At 73.4% G+C, this 18,775-nt stretch carries 15 protein-coding genes; 8 read left to right on the top strand and 7 right to left on the bottom strand.

Features of this window, described 5'->3' with window-relative positions:
* The first annotated feature begins 20 nt into the window (after nucleotides 1-20).
* Genes GA0070616_RS20575 through GA0070616_RS20565 form a run of 3 tightly spaced genes read left to right on the top strand, consistent with a single transcriptional unit; the run spans nucleotide 21 to nucleotide 3,738 of the window.
* Nucleotides 21-1,076, top strand: coding sequence for an iron ABC transporter substrate-binding protein (locus tag GA0070616_RS20575; RefSeq protein WP_091085583.1), 1,056 nt, complete (start codon nucleotides 21-23; stop codon nucleotides 1,074-1,076).
* Between the two features lie 44 nt (nucleotides 1,077-1,120).
* Nucleotides 1,121-2,674 carry an ABC transporter permease gene (locus GA0070616_RS20570; protein WP_091091242.1) on the top strand — a complete coding sequence of 518 codons (1,554 nt, stop codon included), beginning with the start codon at nucleotides 1,121-1,123 and terminating at the stop codon, nucleotides 2,672-2,674.
* Nucleotides 2,674-3,738 carry an ABC transporter ATP-binding protein gene (locus GA0070616_RS20565; protein WP_091085579.1) on the top strand — a complete coding sequence of 355 codons (1,065 nt, stop codon included), beginning with the start codon at nucleotides 2,674-2,676 and terminating at the stop codon, nucleotides 3,736-3,738. Before GA0070616_RS20570 ends, GA0070616_RS20565 begins: the two co-directional genes overlap by 1 nt.
* Nucleotides 3,739-3,896: 158 nt before the next feature.
* Here the strand turns inward: GA0070616_RS20565 and GA0070616_RS20560 are convergent, their stop codons facing one another.
* Nucleotides 3,897-5,117: a S8 family peptidase gene (locus GA0070616_RS20560; RefSeq protein WP_091085576.1), complete on the bottom strand. Its 1,221-nt coding sequence runs from the start codon at nucleotides 5,115-5,117 to the stop codon at nucleotides 3,897-3,899.
* A gap of 182 nt (nucleotides 5,118-5,299) precedes the next feature.
* Between GA0070616_RS20560 and GA0070616_RS20555 the strand changes: the two genes are divergently transcribed.
* Nucleotides 5,300-6,784: a DUF7782 domain-containing protein gene (locus tag GA0070616_RS20555; protein WP_175440145.1), complete on the top strand. Its 1,485-nt coding sequence runs from the start codon at nucleotides 5,300-5,302 to the stop codon at nucleotides 6,782-6,784.
* A gap of 25 nt (nucleotides 6,785-6,809) precedes the next feature.
* The gene (gene dtd, locus GA0070616_RS20550; protein ID WP_091085573.1) at nucleotides 6,810-7,232 is read left to right on the top strand and encodes a D-aminoacyl-tRNA deacylase; all 423 of its coding nucleotides are present in this window, start codon (nucleotides 6,810-6,812) and stop codon (nucleotides 7,230-7,232) included.
* Nucleotides 7,233-7,283: 51 nt separating this feature from the next.
* Here dtd and GA0070616_RS20545 read toward each other — a convergent pair whose 3' ends face one another.
* On the bottom strand, nucleotides 7,284-8,072 hold the full coding sequence (locus GA0070616_RS20545; RefSeq protein ID WP_091091236.1) for a sporulation protein: 789 nt from the start codon (nucleotides 8,070-8,072) through the stop codon (nucleotides 7,284-7,286).
* Between the two features lie 280 nt (nucleotides 8,073-8,352).
* Here GA0070616_RS20545 and sigB point away from each other — a divergent pair, with 280 nt between their 5' ends.
* Nucleotides 8,353-9,369, top strand: coding sequence for an RNA polymerase sigma factor SigB (gene sigB / locus GA0070616_RS20540; protein WP_425412964.1), 1,017 nt, complete (start codon nucleotides 8,353-8,355; stop codon nucleotides 9,367-9,369).
* A 91-nt stretch (nucleotides 9,370-9,460) separates the two neighbouring features.
* Nucleotides 9,461-9,868, top strand: a complete 408-nt coding sequence (locus tag GA0070616_RS20535) for a VOC family protein (protein ID WP_091091229.1) — start codon at nucleotides 9,461-9,463, stop codon at nucleotides 9,866-9,868.
* Between the two features lie 59 nt (nucleotides 9,869-9,927).
* On the opposite strand, the gene GA0070616_RS20530 is transcribed toward GA0070616_RS20535, so the two are convergent.
* From GA0070616_RS20530 to GA0070616_RS20520, 3 genes are read right to left on the bottom strand one after another with little or no spacing between them, the layout of a single operon-like run.
* On the bottom strand, nucleotides 9,928-12,483 hold the full coding sequence (locus GA0070616_RS20530; RefSeq protein ID WP_091085569.1) for a bifunctional acetate--CoA ligase family protein/GNAT family N-acetyltransferase: 2,556 nt from the start codon (nucleotides 12,481-12,483) through the stop codon (nucleotides 9,928-9,930).
* Nucleotides 12,484-12,495: 12 nt separating this feature from the next.
* Nucleotides 12,496-13,677, bottom strand: a complete 1,182-nt coding sequence (locus GA0070616_RS20525; protein WP_091085565.1) for an acetoin utilization protein AcuC — start codon at nucleotides 13,675-13,677, stop codon at nucleotides 12,496-12,498.
* A gap of 36 nt (nucleotides 13,678-13,713) precedes the next feature.
* On the bottom strand, nucleotides 13,714-14,571 hold the full coding sequence (locus GA0070616_RS20520; RefSeq protein ID WP_091085561.1) for a sulfurtransferase: 858 nt from the start codon (nucleotides 14,569-14,571) through the stop codon (nucleotides 13,714-13,716).
* A gap of 100 nt (nucleotides 14,572-14,671) precedes the next feature.
* Here GA0070616_RS20520 and GA0070616_RS20515 point away from each other — a divergent pair, with 100 nt between their 5' ends.
* Nucleotides 14,672-15,361 (top strand): iron-dependent transcriptional repressor DtxR, encoded by a 690-nt coding sequence (locus GA0070616_RS20515; RefSeq protein WP_091085557.1) that lies wholly within the window; start codon nucleotides 14,672-14,674, stop codon nucleotides 15,359-15,361.
* 116 nt (nucleotides 15,362-15,477) lie between these two features.
* On the opposite strand, the gene GA0070616_RS20510 is transcribed toward GA0070616_RS20515, so the two are convergent.
* Nucleotides 15,478-15,732, bottom strand: coding sequence for a C1orf53 family protein (locus tag GA0070616_RS20510; protein ID WP_091085554.1), 255 nt, complete (start codon nucleotides 15,730-15,732; stop codon nucleotides 15,478-15,480).
* Between the two features lie 122 nt (nucleotides 15,733-15,854).
* Nucleotides 15,855-18,737: a vitamin B12-dependent ribonucleotide reductase gene (locus GA0070616_RS20505; RefSeq protein WP_091085550.1), complete on the bottom strand. Its 2,883-nt coding sequence runs from the start codon at nucleotides 18,735-18,737 to the stop codon at nucleotides 15,855-15,857.
* Between the last annotated feature and the right edge of the window lie 38 nt (nucleotides 18,738-18,775).

The following is an 18,775-nucleotide window of genomic DNA, read 5'->3' as shown; positions in this document are numbered from 1 at the left end:
ACCGTGGAGGAGAGGTCACCGTGTCTGTCACCCGCCGCAGCGCCGCCGCTGTGCTCGCCGCAAGCCTGCTCTCGTTCGGGCTGGTCGCCTGCGGCTCCGACGAGGACGGCGCCGCGGACCCCGGCAAGCCCGACGACCAGCAGATCACCGTCTACAGTGGGCGCAACGAGCAGCTGATCAAGCCACTGCTGGAGAAGTTCACCGAGCAGACCGGCATCACCGTCCGGCCCCGGTACGCCAGCACCTCGCAGCTCGCCGCGCAGCTGGTCGAGGAGGGCGACCGGTCCCCCGCCGACGTGTTCCTCGCCCAGGACGCGGGCGCGCTGGGCACCGTGGCCAAGCGGGACATGTTCGCCGCCCTGCCCGAGGCGACCCTCGCGAAGGTGCCGCAGACCTACCGGGCCGGCAACGGTCAGTGGGTGGGCGTCAGCGCCCGCGCCCGGGTGCTGACCTACCACGCCGACCTGGTGCCGGCCGACCAGTTGCCCGCGTCGGTGTTCGACCTGACCGGCCCGGCCTGGAAGGGCAAGGTCGCAGTCGCTCCGACCAACGCCTCGTTCCAGGCGTTCGTCACCGCGATCCGGGTGCAGCACGGCGACGCGAAGGCCGAGCAGTTCCTGGCCGGGCTGAAGGCCAACGACCCGCAGATCCGGGAGAACAACATCAAGATCGTCGAGGACGTGAACAGCGGCGCGGTCCCGGTGGGCCTGGTCAACCACTACTACCTCGGCGAGATCGCCCAGGAGCAGGGCACCACCCCGCAGGAGATGAAGGCGAAGCTGCACTTCTTCCCCGGCGGCGACACCGGCGCGCTGGTGAACGTCGCGGGCGTGGGCGTGCTCACGGGCTCCGCCGGCGACGGCGACGCGCAGAAGTTCGTCGACTTCCTGCTCGGTGCCGAGGCCCAGAAGTACTTCGCCGAGCAGACGTTCGAGTACCCGGTCGTGGCCGGCGTCACCGGCCCGGCGTACGTGCCGCCGCTGGCCGACCTGAAGGTGCCGGCGATCGACCTGAACGACCTGGACACGCTGGACGCCACCGTCACGATGATCAAGAACTCGGGGCTGGTGCCCTGACCGCTCCCACGACCACCGCAGGGCCGTCCCGTCCCGGGTCGGCCCTGTCCGGCGTACGCGGGCGGGCCCGACGGCTGGCGCCGAGGCCCGCGCTGCTCGCCGCCTCGACCGCCGCGGTGGCCGTGGCCCTGATCCCCCTGGCCTATCTCGCGGTACGCACCGCCGAGGCCGGCACCGACCGGATCGTCGCGGAACTGTGGACCGCCCGCGTCGGCCTGCTCGCCGTGCGCAGCCTCGGCCTGGCCACCGTGGTCACCACCGCCTGTGTGCTGCTCGGCGTCGGCACCGGGTTCCTGGTCACCCGCACCGACCTGCCCGGCCGACGCACCTTCGCCGTACTCGCCGCGCTGCCGCTGGCCGTGCCCACCTACATCGCCGCGTTCGCCTGGGTGTCCGCCGCGCCCAGGCTGGAGGGTTTCTGGCCGGCGGCCCTGGTGCTGACCCTCTGCTCGTACCCGTACGTGCTGCTGCCCGTCGCGGCGGCGCTGCGCGGCGCGGACCCGGCCCAGGAGGAGGTCTCGCGGTCGCTGGGGCGCACCGGGTGGCAGACCTTCACCGCCGTGACCCTGCGGCAGATCCGCCCGGCCACCGCAGCCGGCGCGCTGCTGGTCGCGCTCTACGTGCTCTCCGACTTCGGTGCCGTGTCGATCCTGCGCGCCGACACCTTCACCCGGGCCATCTTCGTCGCCTTCGACCTGGGCTTCGACCGCACCGGGGCACTGGTGCTGTCCTGTGTGCTGGTGGCGCTGACCGTGCTGCTGCTGACCGGCGAGACCGCCACCCGCCGTCGGGGGGCCCGGTACGCCCGCCTCGGCGGCGCCCGTCGACCTGCCCTGCGGCTGCGGCTCGGCGTGGCCCGCTGGCCCGCCGTGGCGGCGCTGGCCGGCGTGGCCGCGCTCGCGCTCGGCGTGCCCGCGCTCAGCCTGGCCCGGCGGCTCGCGACCGGGGTGTCCCGTCCCGGGGCGCTGCCCGAGGTGCTCACCGCCGCCGGCAACTCGCTGACCATCTCGCTGGCCGGCGCCGCGTTGACCATGCTTCTGGCGTTGCCACTGGGGCTGCTGACCGCCCGCGCCGCCGGGCCGCTGGCCACCGCGCTGGACCGGCTGGCGTACCTGGCCCACGCTCTGCCCGGCGTGGTGATCGGGCTGTCCCTGATCTTCTTCGGGATCACCGTCGCGTATCCGCTGTACCAGACCCGGTGGCTGCTGGCCCTGGCCTACGCCACGCTCTTCCTGCCCCTCGCCGTCGGCGCGGTGGCGGGTGCCGCGGCCCAGTCCCCGCCCGGCCTGGAGGAGGTCGCCCGGTCGCTGGGCCGGGGACCGTTGACCGTGCTGCGGACGGTCACCCTGCCGCTGACCCTGCCCGGAATCGGCGCGGGCGCGGCCCTGGTCTTCCTGACCGGCATGAAGGAACTGCCCGCCACCCTGCTGCTGCGGCCCACCGGCACGGACACCCTGGCCACGGAGCTGTGGACCAGCACGGCCGTGGGCGCGTACGCGGCGGCGGCCCCGTACGCGGCGTTGCTCGTCGCCATCTCGGCACTGCCCACCTGGCTGCTGGTGGCCCGCAGCGGCCTGCTCGACAAGGAGGACCGCTGATGAGCGAGGTCACGCTGACCGGCGTGGTGAAGCGGTACGGCCCGGTGACCGCCCTGGCCGGGGTGGACCTCACCGTGCCGTCCGGGCTGCTCACCGCCGTCCTCGGGCCCTCCGGCTGTGGCAAGACGACACTGTTGCGCTGCCTCGCCGGCTTCGAACGCGTCGACGCCGGTGAGATCAGCATCGACGGTGTACCCGTCGCCAGCGGCGGCCGGCACCTGCCCGCGCACCGCCGCCGGATCGCGGTGGTGCCCCAGGAGGGGGCGTTGTTCCCGCACCTCAGCGTCGCCGACAACGTCGGCTACGGCCTGGACCGGGCCGCCCGGCGCGGCGACCGGGTCGAGGAGGTGCTGGCCCTGGTCGGCCTCGCCGGGTACGGCGACCGGATGCCGCACCAGCTCTCCGGCGGGCAGCAGCAGCGGGTCGCGGTGGCCCGGGCTCTGGCGCCCCGGCCGTCGGTGGTGCTGCTCGACGAACCGTTCAGCGCGTTGGACGCGGGGTTGCGGGCCGGGCTGCGCCACGACGTCCGGGAGGCGCTGCGCACCGACGGGGCCACCGGTGTGCTGGTCACCCACGACCAGGGTGAGGCGTTGTCCGTCGCCGACCGGGTGGTGGTGCTGCGCGCCGGCCGGGTGGTGCAGTCGGCGCACCCCACGACCGTCTACCGGGAGCCCGTGGACGCGTGGGTGGCCAGCTTCGTCGGCGACGCCGTGCTGCTGCCGGCCGTCGCCGAGGCCGGCACGGCGCGCACCGCCCTCGGGCCGGTGCCGATCTCCGGCGCGGTGCCGGACGGCCCGGTGACCGTCCTGGTCCGGCCCGAGCAGGTCCGCCTCGACCCGGTGCCGGGCGCGGTGCCGGCGACGGTGCTGCGGCACGACTTCCACGGCCACGACGCGCTGGTGGGGCTGCGGCTGGCGGACGGCACTCGGGTCACCGCCCGGATCCTCGACGACGCCGTCCCGGTGCCGGTCGGCGGCGACGTCGTCGTGCACGTGGTGGGCAGCGCTCGGGCGTTCCCCTCCGCTTCCGGGCAGGTCGTGCCGGCGGAGCTGCGGGTCGGGTAGGTCGCCTCGGCGGAGACGACGGCCGACGCGTCGCGCCAGATCCGGATCGTGCTGGCGCCACCGTGGTCTGCGGCCGGCGGCCCGGCGGGCGGGTGGATCCCGCCCGCCGGGCCGCTGGAAAGTCGGGCCGCTGGGAAGTCAGGCGCTGGGAACGCGGGTCAGTTGACCACGAACAGCAGCCGGTTCGGTGAACCGGTGCCCGCGTTGGTCACCTTGCCGGTCGTCGCGTTGCCGGTCAGGTAGCTGCCGACCTGGGCCGGGGTGTAGGACGGGTTGGCCGAGAGCACGAGGGCGGCGGCGCCGGCCACGTGCGGCGCGGCCATCGAGGTGCCGCTGATCGTGTTGGTCGCGGTGTCGCTGGTGTGCCAGGCCGACGTGATGCTCGACCCGGGGGCGAAGATGTCCAGGCAGGTGCCGTAGTTGGAGAACGACGAGCGGGCGTCGGTGCTGGTGGTGGAGCCGACGGTGAGCGCCGCCCGGGTCCGGGCCGGCGAGGTGTTGCAGGCGTTGGCGGTGGAGTTGCCGGCCGCCAGCGCGTACGTGATGCCCGAGTTGATCGAGTTGGCCACCGCGTTGTCGAGCGCGGTGCTGGCCCCGCCGCCGAGGCTCATGTTCGCCACGGCCGGCTTGACCGCGTTGGCGGTCACCCAGTTCACGCCGTTGACCACACCGGTGATGCTGCCGCTGCCGGAGCAGCTGAGCACCTTCACCGCCACCAGGCGGACCTGCTTGGCCACCCCGTGGGTGCTGCCGCCGACCGTGCCGGCGACGTGCGTGCCGTGACCGTTGCAGTCGGTGTTGTTGCTGTCCACCGTGTTGGTGCCCCAGGTGGCCCAGCCGCCGAACTGGCTGTGGCTGGTCCGGATGCCGGTGTCGATGATGTACGCCCGCACGTTCGAGGCCGTGTTCGGGTAGGTGAAGCTGCGGCTCAGCGGCAGGTTGCGCTGGTCGATGCGGTCCAGCCCCCAGGTCGGGTTGCTCTGCGTGCCCTGGACGGTGACCACCTGGTCCTGCTCCACGTACGCGACAGCCGGGTCGGCGGCGAGCCGCTTCGCCTGGCCGGCGTTCATCGTGGCGGCGAAGCCGGTCAACGCGGCGCTGTAGACGTCGGCGACGCTGCCGCCGTACCGCTTGACCAGGGCGTTGGCCCGGTTCGGCACCGAGGTGCGGGCGGCGAAGGTGCCGGCGGAGCCGACCGCCTCGCTCCGCAGGACGACGAGGTAGCTGCCGCTGATCGCGTTCGGGGCGAACTCGCCGCGGATCTCCCCGGTGGGCGCGGCGAGGACGGGGGTCGTGCTGGCCGCCGAGACAACTGCCGCGGCGGCGACGACGGCGAGCGCGCGGACGAGGCGCCGCCGTGCGGTGGACCCAGATCGCATCGTGTGTCTCCATAACCGGAGCGTGCCCACCGGACTCCTGGCCCGGAGAACCGCTTCCATCGATGAACGTGGATCAGATGCTAGCGCTACATAGATGGACATGACAGCGATAGGCTTCGAATTCTGGCGGGTGTCACGGGGGAGCGTGCCCCCCGCCGAGGTGCACCAGGCAGGATGGAGCCGTGGACGAACACGACATGTTGCTGCCCCCCGCCGGGGTGGAGGCGCTCCGGGCCGCGCTGGTCGCAGCGAACTTCACCTCGAACGGCATCGCCCTGCGGCTCGGGCCACCGGCCACCGGCGGAGTCGCCCGCAACGACTTCCGGGCAGCGCTGCGCGCGACCGGGGACCGCGACCCGCTCGCCACCCTGATCAGGGTGTTCATCTGCGAGCAGACCGAACCGGAGGCCGCGGTCGCCGCCGCGCTCGCGCCCCTGTCGATCGAGGACGCCCTCGCCGCCGGCCTGGTCCAGCGGCACAGCGACGGGCTGCGCATGGGTCTGGACCTCGAACCGTACGGCGACGACTGGTGGGTGCTCGCCGACGTACCGGCCAGCGCCCGGCCGGGCCAGCCGTTGCACGCCGAACACGTGCTCGGCATCGGCGGGGCGACCCAGACGCTGATCGGGGCCACCGTCCGACGTCCCGTCGACACCGCGCTCGACCTGGGCACCGGCTCCGGCGTACAGGCCCTGCACCTGGCCACCCACGCCCGCCACGTCACCGCCACCGACCTGTCCGCCCGGGCGCTGCGCTTCGCCGCCACCACCGCCGCCCTCAACGGACAGGACTGGGAGCTGCTGCGCGGAGACATGGTCGCCCCCGTCGCCGGCCGACGCTTCGACCTGGTGGTGAGCAACCCGCCGTTCGTCGTGGGCCCCGGCACCACCACGCACGTCTACCGCGACTCGGGGCGGGTCGGTGACGCCATCGGCGCCGAACTGGCCGCCGCCGCCCCCGGCCTGCTCACCGAGGGCGGCACCATGCAGTACCTGGCCAACTGGGTGCACGTGACCGGCGAGGACTGGGACGAGCGGGTGGCGGGCTGGTTCACCGGCACCGGCCTGGACGCCTGGGTCGTCCAGCGCGAGGTCGCCGACCCGATGGCGTACGTCAACCTGTGGCTCACCGACGTCGGCGAGGCCGCCGACCCCCGGCGGATGGCCGACTGGCTGGACTGGTTCGACGCGCACAAAGTGGAAGCGGTCGGTTTCGGCATCGTCTCGCTGCGCCGGGCCGGCCACGACGACCCGCCCGTGCGGGTGGAGGAGCTGCGCCAGCGGGTGGAGGCGCCGATGGGCGACCGGGTCGCCGGCTGGTTCGACCGTCAGGACTGGCTGCGGGCCCGGGACACCGACGAGCTGCTCGACGCGCGCTACCAGGCCGCCGAGGGGCTCCAGCTACGTCAGGAGGCGACCATGGGCGAGGAGGGTTGGGCGGTGGACCGGCAGGTCCTGGCCATGCCGCACGGGCTGCGCTGGAGCGAGGAGATCGACCCGCTGGTGCTGGCGCTGGTAGGGGGCGCCGACGGCCGGTTGCCGCTGCGCGACCAGTTGGCGTTGCTCGCCGCCGCACACGACGTCCCGCCGGCTGAGCTGGCGGAGGCCGCCGGCCCGATCGTGGCGCACCTGGTCGAGCGCGGCTTCGTCGAACCGGTGCGGGCGTGACGGGGGCCGGGGCGGTGGTGCGCTGATGCGGGCGGTGGTGCAGACCGTCGCGCGGGCGAGCGTCACGGTCGACGGCGAGGTGGTCGGCGCGATCACCGACGGGTTGCTGGTGCTGCTCGGGGTGACTCACGCCGACACGGTGGACATCGCCCGCACCATGGCCCGCAAGGTGCACGAACTGCGCATCCTCGACGAGCAGCGGTCCGCCGCCGACAGCGGCGCACCGCTGCTGGTGGTCAGCCAGTTCACCCTCTACGGCGACGCCCGCAAGGGGCGCCGGCCGAGCTGGACGGCCGCCGCCCCCGCCGAGATCGCCGAACCCCTGGTCGACGAGGTGGTCCGGGTGCTGCGGGAGCGCGGCGCGACGGTCGAGACCGGCCGCTTCCGCGCCCACATGCTGGTGGAGAGCGTCAACGTGGGTCCCCGCACCCTCCTGCTGGACCTCTGAGCACCTCACCCGCCCCGCCGGGTCGAGCCGGGCGGGGCGGGTCGGACGACGTCAGCCGAACAGTCCCCGGCGCTGGAGGGACTGGCGCAGCCAGGCGTCCAGCTGAGCCGTCCAGTCCGTCCCCTCGGCCGTGGCGTGCTGCACCGTGAACCGGCCGAAGGTGTCCCGGCCCTCGGTGAGCAAGCCACCGCGCTTGTCCAGCTCCAGCACCACCTGCATCTGCTGCGGGTCGGCCACGAAGGTGACCTCCAGCTGGTTGATCGCTCCGGCGTACTGCGGCGCGGGCGCGAACTCGATCTCCTGGTAGAAGGGCAGGCTCTGGTGTACGCCGTAGATGTGGCCACGTTCGACGTCGGCGCGGGCGAACCGGAAACCCAACCGCAGGAACGCGTCCAGGATCCGTTCCTGGGCGGGCAACGGATGCACCGCGACCGCGTCCAGGTCACCCTTGTCGACGGCCTTCGCCACCTCCAGTTCGGTGCGCAGACCCATGGTCATCCCGTGCAGGTGCTGCCCGTACAGCTCGGTCAGCGGGGTCTCCCACGGCACGTCGAAGCGGAACGGGATGTCGTACCGCTGGCCCGCCTCCAACCGGAACGCGCCGGTGGCGTGCTGCCGGTGGAACTCCTGCGTGGTCTGGTAGTCGTCGTCGCCGCTCTCCACCTCGACCCGGGTGACCAGCCCGAGAGCCACGTAGGTCACGTCGACGGCGTGGTCGCCACCGGCCACCTGGACGGTGCCCTCCAACTGGCCACCTGGGCGGCAGTTCGGGTTGGCCAGCACCGTCTCCACCGACGGGCCGCCCACGCCCATCGCCTGCATGAGCCGCTTGAAGACCACGATCACTCCTCCGTCGTCCGTTCACCCGGCCGCCCGTGCGGGCGGTCCGCGCCGGCCCGGTCGGCCGGCCGCTGGCACGGTATCCGCCCCTGACAAGGGCCGCCGCCCGACCCGCCGCGGGCCCGCCCGCGCCGCAGGGCCGGCCCCGAAGACGCAAGTTCCTGTCAACTCTGCGATCGCCTCACTCCCGTTTCACGCCCGGACCGCCAAGCTGTCTGTCATACCGGCACCACTGGGCCGGCAAAGACGCGGCACAGACGTGGACACGGGGAGAACAGAGATGGCCCTGCAGATGATGGAGCACCGGATGCGCCCGGCCGGCACCACCGAGGCCGAGCTCGGCACCGACACCCTGACCGACCTGGACGCCACCGACGAGCGCGGCGTCTCCACCGACCTGGTCCGGGCATACCTCAACGGAATCGGTCGCACGAAGCTGCTGACGGCGGCACAGGAGGTCGACCTGGCCAAGCGGATCGAGGCCGGGCTGTTCGCCGAGGAGAAGCTGACCACCTGCACCCCGGTCTCCGCCGGCCTGCGCGCCGACCTCGAACTCGTCGCCGCGCAGGGGCGGGCCGCGAAGAACCACCTGCTGGAGGCGAACCTGCGGCTGGTGGTCAGCATCGCCAAGCGGTACACGGGACGCGGCATGGCCTTCCTCGACCTGATCCAGGAAGGCAACCTCGGCCTGATCCGCGCCGTCGAGAAGTTCGACTACACCAAGGGCTACAAGTTCTCCACCTACGCCACCTGGTGGATCCGCCAGGCCATCACCCGCGCCATGGCCGACCAGGCCCGCACCATCCGCATCCCCGTCCACATGGTCGAGCAGGTCAACCGGATGGTCCGCGCCCGCCGGGAACTGTCGGTGACGCTGGGCCGGGAGCCGACCGTCGCGGAGGTGGCCCGGGCGTTGGACGTTCCCGAGTTCCAGGTGATCGAGCTGATCTCGTACGACCGGGAGCCGGTGAGCCTGGACCAGGCGGTCGGCGAGGACGGGGAGAGCGCGCTCGGCGACTTCGTCGCCGCGGTCGACCCGGCAGCCGCACCCGGTGAGGTCGCCGCGCACGGAGAACTGCGCAACGAGGTCAGCATCGTGCTGGCCACCCTCTCCCAGCGGGAGCAGGCCGTGATCCGGCTGCGGTTCGGCCTCGACGACGGCCGGCAGCGCACCCTCGACGAGGTGGGCCGCGAGTTCGGTCTGTCCCGGGAACGGATCCGCCAGATCGAGAAGGTCACCCTGCTGAAGCTGCGTGCCCCGGAGCGGGCCCAGCGGTTGGAGGCGTACGCCTGCTGACGCGTCCGCCCGCGACGGCCCCGGCGGTTCGCCGGGGCCGTCGCGCGTGTCGGTCCTTGTGCCCGCAGCGGTGTCCCACTAGGCAGGCGTGGTGAACTGGACACTGGAAGTGGTGATCGTGCCCGTCTCCGACGTGGACCGGGCCAAGGCGTTCTACGCCGACCGGCTCGGCTTCACCGTCGACCATGACACCGTGATCGACGCCGACACCCGCATCGTGCAGCTCACCCCGCCCGGCTCCGGCTGCTCGGTGGTGATCGGCAAGGGGGCCGTGCCGGACATGCCTCCCGGCTCGCTCAAGGGCCTCCAGCTGGTGGTTCCGGACCTGCGCGCGGCGCGGGCCGAACTGGTCGACCGGGGCGTCGAGGTCAGCGAGATCCAGGTCGTCGGGAAGAACCCGCGGCCCGTGCCCGACCCACTGGACAACGTGGGCTTCGTCTTCTTCACCGACCCCGACGGCAACGCCTGGGCCGTCCAGCAGATCTCCGAGCGGGCCTGACCCGGCAGCCGGAGCACGCCGCGCCCGAACCCGGCGTCGCCGGCTCCACGCGGCGGCCGTCAGAGGCGGCGGGGGCCCGTGTCGGGACGGTCGACGACCGAACCGATCCGCACGGTCGCGTGCAACACCGAGATGCCGTCCGGCCGGGCCAGCACCGGATTCAACGTCAACGCCCGCACCCGGGGCTGCTCGTCGGCGAGCCGCCCCACCCGCAGCAGCAGGTCGGTCAGCGCCGCCCGGTCCACCGGCGCGGCACCCCGATGCCCCCGCAGCAACGGCGCGGCCCGCGGCTCGTCGACCAGCTCGGCGGCGTCCAGGTCGGTCAGCGGCACCGCCCGCCACGCCCGGTCCCCGAGCAGTTCCGTGGCGACCCCACCCAACCCGAAACCGACCACCGGCCCGAACGCCGGATCCTCCACCAGCTCCACCACGCAGGCCACCCCGGGGGGCACCATCGGCTGCACCAGCACGTCCGCGCCGAAGACCGCCGCCATCTCCGCGTACGCCCGGCGCACCGTCGCCGCGTCGGGCAGGTCGAGGCGCACGGCACCCAGGTCGAGCCGGTGTCGCAGGCCGGCGGCAGCGGCCTTCAACGCCACGGGGAAACCCAGGTCGTACGCGGCCTCGACCGCCCCGTCGGCCGAGCTGGCGGGCACCGACTCGACCACGTCGACGCCGTACGCCGTGAGCAGCCCCGCCGGGTCGAGGCACTCGGGGCGCAGGGCGGCCTGCGCCGCCGCCGCGTCGACCCGGGGCAGCTCGGGCAGCACCCCGGCGGGGCGGCGCAGCCAGCGGGCGTACGCGGTGACGCGGCCCAGGGCCCGCACCGCCTCCTCCACACTGGGGTACGCGGGCACCCCGGCCGGGGCGCGGCCGACGAGGAAGGTCGCCACCGTGGGCTTGCCGGCGGCGAACGCGACGGGCAGGGCGGCGGTGAAGTCGGCCTCGGCGCTGGTGAGCTGCCCCGGCAGCGGCGGGGCGAACACGGCCACGAGCGCGTCCACCCGCTCGTCGGCGGCGGCCCCGGCGAGCGCGGCCGCGTACTCGGCGACGCCGGCCCGGGGCCCCACGTCGACCGGGTAACCGGCGGCGACCGTGAGGCCCTGGGCGGCACAGGCGGTGGCGGCGAGCCCGCACAGCGCCGAGGAGTTGCCGACCACACCGACCCGGTCGCCCGCCGGCAGCGGCTGGTGGGCCAGCAGCACCCCGACGTCGAGCAGTTCGCCCACCGTGTCCACCCGGATCACCCCCGACTGGGCGAACAGGGCACTCACCGCCACCTCGTCGGGGCCGGCGACCTGTCCCGCCCCGGGCGGTCGGGCGGACGAGGCCAGCGCCAGCACCGGCTTGTCCCGGCCGATGCGCCGGGCCAGCCGGGCGAACTTGCGCGGGTTGCCGAACGTCTCCAGGTACAACATGATCACGTCTGTGCCGGGGTCGTCCTGCCAGTACTGCAACAGGTCGTTGCCGGACACGTCAGCCCGGTTGCCGGCCGAGACGAAGCTGGACAGGCCCAGCCCGCGCCGGTCCGCCTCGGCCAGCAACGCCACCCCGAACGCGCCCGACTGGCTGAAGATGCCCACCCGGCCGGGCGCCGGCAGCCGAGGGGCGAGCGTGGCGTTGAGGCGTACCGACGGATCGGTGTTGGCCACCCCCAGACAGTTCGGGCCGACCACCCGCATGCCCGCCGCGTGGGCCGCCCGGACCAGCGCCCGCTGCGCGGCGGCCCCCTCCCCACCGGCCTCGGCGAAGCCCGCGGAGATCACCACCAGGCCGTGCGCCCCGGCGGCGGCCGCGTCGGCGACCACCCCCTCCACGGCACGGGGCGGCACCGACACCACGGCCAGGTCGACCGGGGACCCCGCGTCGACCGCCGACGGGTACGCGGGCAACCCGGCCACCGTCGACGCGGTCGGGTGCACGGGCACCACCGCCCCGGCGAAACCGCCGTCCCGCAGATGCCCCAGCACGGCCGCGCCGACGCCCTGCCCGGTGGCGCTGGCCCCGTAGACGGCCACGCCACGCGGGGCGAGCAGCCGGGCGATCGAACGGGCCTCCGTGCGGTGTTCCCGACCGCGCTGCACCTCCAGCGTCGCCTCGGTGGGCGCGATGGGGAACGTCAGGTGCACCACCCCGTCGGCGAACTGACGTTGCACCTGGTAGCCGAAGTCGGAGAAGACCCGCAGCATCGTCCCGTTGGCGGGCAGCACCTCGGCCACGAAGTTCACGATGCCGTGCCGCCGGGCCGCGTCGGCCAGGTGTTCCAGCAGCACCGAGCCGATGCCCCGCCCCTGGTAGGCGTCCTCCACCACGAACGCCACCTCGGCGTCGGGGGCCGCGGGGCCGAGCCGCTCGTAGCGACCGACGGCGACGATCTGCTCGCCGGCGAGCACCACCAACGCCTCCCGGTCGCGGTGGTCGACGTTGACGAACCGGTGCAGGTCGCGCTCCGGGATGCGCGGGTACGGCGAGAAGTAGCGCAGGTAACGGGTGCGCTCCGAGAACCGGGAGTGCATGGCCACGACGCCCGGCCCGTCGGACGGGTCGATGGGTCGCAGTTGGACGGTGGTGCCGTCGCTGAGCAGCACGTCCACCGGCTGGTCGACCGTGGTCACCGGATCCGCCGATCAGTCGCGCGGGTCGTGGGGGTCGAGCCCGAGCAGCGGGAACACCGCCTTGCGGGTCGCCGCGATGGCCCGGTCCACCGCCGTGGGTTCGCCCGTCGGCTGCCACGGCTCGTGGCGGGGGTCCACCCCGTCGGTCATCCGCAACGGCACCTCGTGGCCCGGCCGGCGGGCCGCCGCCAACGCCCGCCAGGCCGGCGGGGTCAGCGTCGCCGGGTCCAGCGGTGCGCCGGTCGCCACGGCCAGCAGGTGCGTCCACGCTCTCGGCACCACCTCGACCAGCGCGTACCCGCCGCCACCGGTGGCCACCCAGCGGCCCTCGCACAACTCGTCGGCCAGCGCCCGCAGGGCCAGGTAGGTGGCGCGCTGCCCGTCCACCGACAGGTGCAGGTCGGCCAGGGGATCGTTGCGGTGGGCGTCCGCCCCGCACTGGGTGACGAGGATCTGCGGCCGGAACGCGCGCAGCACCGACGGGACGATCGCGTGGAAGGCGCGCTGCCACCCGGCGTCGTCGATGCCCGGCGGCAGCGGCACGTTGACCGCGCTGCCCTCCGCGCCCGGCCCGCCGGTCTCGTCGGGGAACCCGGTGCCGGGGAACAGCGCCAGGGGCGTCTCGTGCAGGCTGACGGTGAGCACCCGGGGGTCGTTCCAGAAGATCTGCTGCACCCCGTCGCCGTGGTGCACGTCGACGTCGACGTACGCGACCCGCTGCGCGCCCAGGTCGAGCAGCCGGGCGATGGCGACCGCCGGGTCGTTGTAGACGCAGAACCCGGCCGCCCGGGCCGGCATGGCGTGGTGCAGCCCTCCGGCCACGTTGACGGCGCGGCGGGCCTCGCCCCGCCACACCGCCTCGGCGGCGGCCACGCTGGCGCCGGCGATCAGCGCGCTCGACTCGTGCATGCCGTCGAACACCGGGTTGTCGGAGGTGCCCAGGCCGAACCCGGCGAACAACGGGTCGCGGGGCGCGATCCGCACCGCGCCGAGGTAGCGGACGTCGTGCACCCGGGCCAGAGTCTCGTCGTCGGCCGGCTCGGGCACGACCAGCCGCACCCCGGGCCGCTGCAGAACGCCCAGTTCCCGGGCGAGCGCGACGGTCAGCTCCACCCGCACCGGGTCGAGCGGATGGTCACCGAGGTCGTAGGCGAGCAGTGCCTCGTCCCACACCACCACCGTGTCGTCGGACATCTGCCCATCGTCGCACGGACAACCGGAACGCCCCGGTCACGACCCGGTTGTCGGGCCCGTCGCCACCGGCCGCTCCGGGTCGGCCACCCACTCGCTCCACGAGCCGACGTAGAGCCCGGCGTCGGGGCGACCGGCCAGGTGCAGGGCGAGCACCGCCTGCGCGGCGGTCACCCCCGACCCGCAGTACGCCCCCACGGGACGGCCCTCGACGACCCCGGCGGCGGCGAACCGCTCCCGCAGCGCCCCGACGGCCGGGAACCGGCCGTCGGCCACGTACTCGCCGGCCGGCAGGTTCACCGCACCGGGCACGTGCCCGGCGACGGGATCGACCGGTTCGGTCTCGCCCCGGTAACGGGCCGCGGCGCGTACGTCGAGCAGGACGGCGTCGTCGGCCGCGGCGAGCGCGGCGGCCCGGTCGGCGTCGAGCACGGGCAACGCGCCGGGGCGTACCCGCACGTCGCCCGGGGCCGGGGCGAGGACCCGCGTGGAGGTGGGCAGGCCGGCGGCCACCCAGGCGGGCCAGCCACCGTGCAGCAGCCGCACCGGCCGGTGCCCGGCCCAGCGCAGCGTCCACCAGGCACGGGCGGCGGACATGCCGTCACCGCCGTCGTACACGACGACGGGGTGATCGGTCCGCACCCCGGCGGCCCGCAGCGCCGACTGCAACGCGGCCGGGTCGGGCAGCGGGTGCCGGCCGGCCGGGCCGGGCGGCCCGCACAGGGCGGTGTCCAGGTCGACGAAGACCGCGCCGGGCAGGTGCCCGGCGGCGTAGTCCTCGCCGCCGGGCGGCCCGGCGAGCCGCCAGCGGACGTCGAGCAGGGTGGGCGGGTCGGCACGGTCGAGCTCGGCCGCGAGGTCTTCGGCCTCGACCAGCGGATCGTCGGTTCCGGACATGCCGACCAGTCAACACCATCGCGCAACGGCACCCCGCGGTTCACCTGCGGTCGATCGTCCACGGCGGGGTAGCATCGACGGCCGGAGGGCCGCTGACAAAATGAAGTCTCACGACCTGGTCGACACGACCGAGATGTACTTGCGCACCATCCTCGAACTCGAGGAGGAGGGCGTGCCGCCGCTGCGCGCCCGGATCGCCGAGCGACTGCACCAGAGTGGCCCCACCGTCAGCCAGACCGTCGCCCGGATGGAGCGCGACGGTCTGCTCACCGTCGAGGGCGACCGGCATCTTGCGCTGACCCCGCTGGGCCGCGGCACCGCCGTCGCCGTGATGCGCAAGCACCGGCTCGCCGAACTGCTGCTGGTCAACGTGATCGGGATGCCCTACGAGGAGGCCCACGAGGAGGCCTGCCGCTGGGAGCACGTGATGAGCGACGCGGTCGAGAAGCGGGTGTACGACCTGCTCAACCGGCCGACCCGCTCGCCGTACGGCAACCCGATCCCCGGGCTGGAGGAGCTGGGCTCGCCCGAGCCGGCCAGCAGCGAGTCGGCCGAGACGGAGCGCAACCTGGCCTTCCCCGGCCTGAGCGGCCCGGTCGTGGTGCGGCGGATCTGCGAGAGCGTGCAGACCGACGCGGACGTGCTGCGGCAGTTGCACGCGGCCGGGGTCGACCCGGGCGCGACGGTCACCGTGGCGCAGGAGCGCGACGGGGTCTCCATCGACCGTTCCGGTGACCGGGTCCGACTGCCCCGCGAGGTGGCCTCCCGGGTCTTCGTCGCCGCCAGGTGACCCTCCCGGGTCTTCGTCGCCGCCAGGTGACCACGGCGGGCGACCGCTGCACCCCGCGCCGGAAGTTGTCACGGGGTTGCTGCGTCACCCCGCGTCGGTCCGGGTAGGTCGACGGTTCACCGCGCAGGTGGGTCGTCGACGTACGGGCAGTGCCGGCATCCTCGCCCGCAGCAGGTGCCCCGGCGGGCCAGGAAGCCGGCGGTGAGCACGAACAGACCGGTGGCCGGGTCGGTGTAACCGGCGTCGCCGGCGGCCAGCGCGGCGGTGTGCGCGGCGAGGATCCGCTCCTGGTCGGGGTGCTCGGGCGACAGCCGGGACGGATGCGGCTCGGTCAGGGCCCGAGGTGCCAGCGGCAGGCGCTCTCCACTCACCGGGCGAGTCTAGGGCCGAACCTGACCGGGAGCCGGCGAGGTGCGCCGCTCCCCCGGCCTCGGCACAGCGAGGGCGGGTGGACCGGAGTTTCACCGGTCCACCCGCCCCTGCCGCACCTGGGTCAGCTACAGCCGCTGGTGGAGCCGCAGCCCTCACAGACGTAGCAGCTGCCGGCCGGGCGCATCTTCGTACCGCAGGTGAAGCACAGCGGAGCGTCGGCGGCCTTGCCGATCACGGCCTCCAGCAGCTCGGTGCTGGAGCCCACCGGCGGCGCCGGCGCGGCGGCGGCGATGTCGGCGGTCTCCTGGGCCGGCTGGGCGACCGGGCCGGTCTTCGACTCGGCCGGCACCTCGACCGGGGCGGAGGCGGCCATCGCGGTGAGGTCCGCACCGCTCGCCTCTGCCTCCGCCTCGGCCGCCAACTGGGCGGCCCGCTCCCTGGCGGTGAAGATGCCCAGTTCCGCGCGGCGCTCGTACGGCAGGAAGTCCAGCGCCAGCCGGCGGAAGATGTAGTCCATCACCGAAGCGGCCATCCGCACGTCCGGGTCGTCGGTCATGCCCGCCGGCTCGAAGCGCATGTTGGTGAACTTGCTGACGAACGTCTCCAGCGGGACGCCGTACTGGAGGCCGATGGAGATGGCCACCGAGAAGGCGTCCATCACGCCGGCCAGGGTCGAACCCTGCTTCGACATCTTGAGGAAGACCTCGCCGAGGCCGTCGTCCGGGTACGACGAGGCGGTCAGGTAGCCCTCGGCCCCGCCGACGGAGAAGGAGATGGTCTCGGAGGGACGCTTCTTCGGCAGCCGCTTGCGCACCGGGCGGTACTCGACGACCTTCTCCACGACCTTCTCGACCTCGGCGGCCGGGGCCTCGACCGGCGACGCGGTCTTGTTCGGCTTCGCCACCGACAGGGGCTGGCCGACCTTGCAGTTGTCCCGGTAGATGGCCAGGGCCTTCAGGCCGAGCTTCCAGCCCTCGAAGTAGATCTTCTCGACGTCCTCGACGGTGGCCGCCTCGGGCATGTTGACCGTCTTGGAGATGGCACCCGAGATGAACGGCTGGACGGCCGCCATCATCCGCACGTGACCCATCGGCGCGATGGACCGCTCACCCATCGCACAGTCGAAGACCGGGTAGTGCTCCGGCTTCAGACCGGGGGCGTCCACGACGTGGCCGTGGTCGGCGATGTGCTCGACGATCGCCTCGACCTGCTCCTCGGGGTAGCCGAGGCTGCGCAGGGCACGCGGCACGGTCTGGTTGACGATCTGCATCGAGCCGCCGCCGACCAGCTTCTTGAACTTGACCAGCGCCAGGTCCGGCTCCACGCCGGTGGTGTCGCAGTCCATCATCAGGCCGATGGTGCCGGTCGGGGCGAGCACGCTGGCCTGCGAGTTGCGCCAGCCGAACCGGTCACCGATCTTGTTGCCCTGGGTCCACTGCTTCGTGGCCTCCCGGACGATCGCGGTCGCCACCGTGCCGGACGGCCTGATCTCGTCGTTGGCGGCGGCGTGCTTGCGCATGACCCGCTTGTGCGGCTCCGCGTTGCGGGCGTAGCCGTCGTACGCGCCGACGATGCCGGCGAGCTCGGCCGAGCGGCGGTACGCGGTGCCGGTCATCAGCGAGGTGATCGCTGCGGAGACCGAACGGCCCTGCTCCGAGTCGTACGGCAGGCCCGAGGCCATCAGCAGCGCGCCGAGGTTGGCGTACCCGATGCCGAGCTGCCGGTACGCGCGGGTGGTCTCGCCGATCTTCTCGGTCGGGAAGTCGGCGAAGCAGATCGAGATGTCCATCGCGGTGATGACCAGTTCGACGCTGCGGACGAACTTCTCCACCTCGAAGCCGCCGTCGGCGCGGAGGAACTTCATCAGGTTGAGCGAGGCGAGGTTGCACGAGGAGTTGTCCAGGTGCAGGTACTCCGAGCACGGGTTGGACGCGGTGATCCGGCCGGTCTCCGGGCAGGTGTGCCAGTCGTTGATCGTGTCGTCGTACTGCAGGCCGGGGTCGGCGCACTCCCAGGCGGCCTCGGAGATGGAGCGGAACAGCTTCTTCGCGTCGATCGTCTCGATGGTCGCCCCGTCGAGCCGACCCCGCAGGTCGAACCCGCCGCCGTTCTCCACCGCCGTCATGAACTCGTCGGAGACCCGGACGGAGTTGTTGGCGTTCTGGTACTGCACGCTGACGATGTCGGTGCCGCCGAGGTCCATGTCGAACCCGGCGTCACGCAGCGCGCGGATCTTGTCCTCCTCGCGCGCCTTGGTGACCACGAACTCCTGGATGTCCGGGTGGTCCACGTCGAGGATGACCATCTTCGCCGCGCGCCGGGTGGCACCGCCGGACTTGATGGTGCCGGCGGAGGCGTCCGCACCGCGCATGAAGCTGACCGGACCGGAGGCGTTACCGCCGGAGGACAGCAGCTCCCGGGACGAGCGGATCCGGGACAGGTTCACCCCGGAGCCGGAACCGCCCTTGAAGATCAGCCCCTCCTCCTTGTACCAGTCCAGGATGGAGTCCATCGAGTCGTCGACGGCGAGGATGAAACACGCGCTGACCTGCTGCGGTGACCGCGTACCGACGTTGAACCACACCGGCGAGTTGAAGCTGAACACCTGGTGCAGCAGCATCCAGGTCAGTTCGTGGCCGAACACCTCGGCGTCGGCCGGGGAGGCGAAGTAGCCGTGCTCCTCGCCGGCCGTGCGGTAGGTGGTGACCACGCGGTCGATCAGTTGCCGCAGCGACCACTCCCGCTCGGGGGTGCCCACGGCCCCCCGGAAGTACTTGGTGGTCACGATGTTCGCCGCGTTGACGCTCCAGGTCTCGGGGAACTCCACCCCGCGCTGCTCGAAGTTGATCGAGCCGTCCCGCCAGTTCGTCATCACGACGTCGCGCCGTTCCCAGGCGACCTCGTCGTACGGGTGCACACCCTCGGTCGTCCAGACCCGCTCGACCTTCAGCCCTGCGCCGGCCTTGCTGCGTGCCCTGCTTGTTGTCACACCATCCCCCGACATCTCATCCGCCCCCTCATCCGCGCGGTTGCCCCGCGCGC

This window comes from Micromonospora nigra (assembly GCF_900091585.1).
GTDB lineage: Bacteria > Actinomycetota > Actinomycetes > Mycobacteriales > Micromonosporaceae > Micromonospora > Micromonospora nigra.
This window is presented reverse-complemented; position numbering and strand designations above follow the sequence as displayed.

Excerpts from the sequence above, each read along its gene's own strand:
- sigB (WP_425412964.1), top strand. The coding sequence starts at position 8,353 with ATGGCCCTGCAGATGATGGAGCACCGGATGCGCCCGGCCGGCACCACC.
- GA0070616_RS20520 (WP_091085561.1), bottom strand. The coding sequence starts at position 14,571 with ATGTCCGGAACCGACGATCCGCTGGTCGAGGCCGAAGACCTCGCGGCC.
- GA0070616_RS20565 (WP_091085579.1), top strand. The coding sequence starts at position 2,674 with ATGAGCGAGGTCACGCTGACCGGCGTGGTGAAGCGGTACGGCCCGGTG.
- GA0070616_RS20560 (WP_091085576.1), bottom strand. The coding sequence starts at position 5,117 with ATGCGATCTGGGTCCACCGCACGGCGGCGCCTCGTCCGCGCGCTCGCC.
- GA0070616_RS20525 (WP_091085565.1), bottom strand. The coding sequence starts at position 13,677 with ATGTCCGACGACACGGTGGTGGTGTGGGACGAGGCACTGCTCGCCTAC.
- GA0070616_RS20515 (WP_091085557.1), top strand. The coding sequence starts at position 14,672 with ATGAAGTCTCACGACCTGGTCGACACGACCGAGATGTACTTGCGCACC.
- dtd (WP_091085573.1), top strand. The coding sequence starts at position 6,810 with ATGCGGGCGGTGGTGCAGACCGTCGCGCGGGCGAGCGTCACGGTCGAC.
- GA0070616_RS20505 (WP_091085550.1), bottom strand. The coding sequence starts at position 18,737 with ATGTCGGGGGATGGTGTGACAACAAGCAGGGCACGCAGCAAGGCCGGC.